The sequence below is a fragment of the Anoxybacillus sp. LAT27 genome (assembly GCF_022030075.1).
Classification (GTDB): Bacteria; Bacillota; Bacilli; order Bacillales; family Anoxybacillaceae; genus Anoxybacillus; species Anoxybacillus kestanbolensis.
The window spans coordinates 1-231 of record NZ_JAIWYK010000322.1 but is presented as its reverse complement, the minus strand read 5'-3'; the positions used below and the strand labels follow the sequence as shown (position 1 = coordinate 231).

General features: G+C 69.7%; 1 protein-coding gene. It reads left to right on the top strand.

Features of this window, described 5'->3' with window-relative positions; translation table 11 throughout:
* Nucleotides 1–231 (top strand): ATP-binding cassette domain-containing protein (locus LD028_RS09640; RefSeq protein ID WP_237811690.1); only part of this gene is annotated, 231 nt, incomplete at both ends.

The following is a 231-nucleotide window of genomic DNA, read 5'->3' as shown; positions in this document are numbered from 1 at the left end:
AGTCGGGACAGGGCAAAAGCACCCTGCTGCGCATCCTGGCCCTGCTCACCCGCCCGGACAGCGGGACCGTCCGGCTGGCGGGAAAACCCCCGGAACAATGGACGCCGGAGCGCTGGCGCATGACGATGAGCTACGTCTCCCAGCATCCGGTCATGCTGCCCGGCAGCGTGGAGGACAACCTGCGGACGGTCAGCCGCCTGCACCAGCGCTCCTTTCCCGCCGATCGGGCCC